The following is a 1,614-nucleotide window of genomic DNA, read 5'->3' as shown; positions in this document are numbered from 1 at the left end:
GGGAGCCAATTCTGTTCCTTTGAAAAGATCAACGTGGCGTAGGTTCGGTTGCCTGACTTCGTGCCTTCGGTGTTCCTCCAGTGACCGACCAGATTTCCATCGTCGTCGTAGTCACCTTTCACGAACTCTGCCTTGAGGAAAAAACGATGCCAATGGTCCTCGCCAAAGCGTTGGCTGTTTCGAAAGACGGTCGCGGGGGAAATCGTCGCGGAGAATGGCTGGACGACGATGAGTTGTTGCCGACGTAAGAATTCAGTCTCGTCGAATTCCGCATCACCGGACGGATCGAGCGGCGCAGCTGTGGGAGATGTGGTTCGGTAAAGTTTTTTTCCGTGGATTGAAATCCGCTGGTACCACTTCGGCACAATGCCTCCCGGCTGGAAAAATGCGTTGGCATCATAAGCCTGTTCATCCATCCTGGCAGCGGTCCAGAGGACCCGCGATTCGACAAACCCGGTAGATTCACGCAAGTCGCGACGGACGCCGGTCGCCAGGAACGCATGCGGACGCGATCGATAATCGTCAAACGAAACTTTGAAGTCAGCGAGAACTTCGTAAATCCGTCCCTCCGTATCGCTCTGGCTCTTCTGCAACTTGTCTTTCAGTACGCGGTCACTAGTTTTCGAGTGGTCGCTCGCGCGGTCTTGGGAAAAGCCCACATTCGCCAGCAGGATGGTGACCATCAGGATCGAACGTAACATCGTACACCTCTACAACAAACTCGACGAGAAAAAGGGTCAGACGAGAAAAAGGGTCAGGAGCGAATGGCACGGGCATAAGCCAATACGCTGAGCCGTAGGCGCTAGCCTCGGGCCTTACCGCCGTGTTAAAGGCGTATCATGGCCCGCGGCTAGCGCCGTCGGCTCACTAAGCCCGTGCCATTCGCTCCTGACCCCTTTTCGCGGACTCACTGCACTTTGAAAAGTTGTGATTGGATGTCGGCAAACGCTTTGAACTCCAGGGCGTTGCCGCTGGGGTCTTCGAAGAACATCGTGTGCTGCTCTCCCGGTTGCCCCTCGAATCGGACGTAGGGTTCGATGATGAAGTCGTCGACGAAGGTCCGCACACGCTCCGCAAATGCTTTCCAAACGTCGACTTCAAGTACCACGCCGTAGTGCGGCACGGGGACCGCGTGTGAGTCCACCGGATTGCAGTGATTGGCGACTTTTCCATCGGGGCCAAGGTTCGGATTCAGGTGTGTCACCACTTGATGGCCGAACATGTTCCAGTCGATCCAGTGGGTGTCGCTTCGGCCCTCAGAAAGCCCCATGTTGGTGCCATAGAATTCGCGTGCCTCGGCAATGTCGCGAACAGGGATGGCAATGTGAAACGGCGTCAGCATGGGAAATGGCCCTTGGATGGCAATTCGGATCGAGAAAAAATAAAGAATAACATTCCGTCGGTTTCAATGTGAATGTACACCGACTGATTGCCTGAGACCGCGACGCCAAATGATCTGGGACAGTACGTCACTCTGCGCCAAACCATTCAACGCCGAATAGTTTAGCCAGCGGGATTCGCCAGTCGTCGAGTTTGTCGTCGATCAATCCGTTTGGCAATTGCTTGCCTGTCTTCCAAGAAAAATTGAGACTCCACTGGGTCTCTCGCTGTCCC

2 protein-coding genes are annotated in these 1,614 nt (G+C 54.8%); both read right to left on the bottom strand.

Annotated elements, in window-relative coordinates; translation table 11 throughout:
• On the bottom strand, positions 1 to 701 hold a 701-nt coding region (locus H1B37_RS32765), incomplete at its 3' end, for a hypothetical protein (protein WP_182871477.1).
• Positions 702 to 907: 206 nt separating this feature from the next.
• Positions 908 to 1,342: a VOC family protein gene (locus H1B37_RS32760; RefSeq protein WP_182871476.1), complete on the bottom strand. Its 435-nt coding sequence runs from the start codon at positions 1,340 to 1,342 to the stop codon at positions 908 to 910.
• Positions 1,343 to 1,614: the final 272 nt, after the last annotated feature.

The sequence above is a fragment of the Stieleria mannarensis genome, assembly GCF_014154935.1.
Taxonomy (GTDB): domain Bacteria; phylum Planctomycetota; class Planctomycetia; order Pirellulales; family Pirellulaceae; genus Stieleria; species Stieleria mannarensis.
The sequence above is the reverse complement of the archived record's forward strand: the minus strand, read 5'-3'. Positions and strand labels throughout refer to the sequence as shown.

Bases quoted from the DNA above. Each gene is read 5' to 3' on its own strand.
- H1B37_RS32760 (WP_182871476.1), bottom strand. From the start codon at position 1,342: ATGCTGACGCCGTTTCACATTGCCATCCCTGTTCGCGACATTGCCGAG.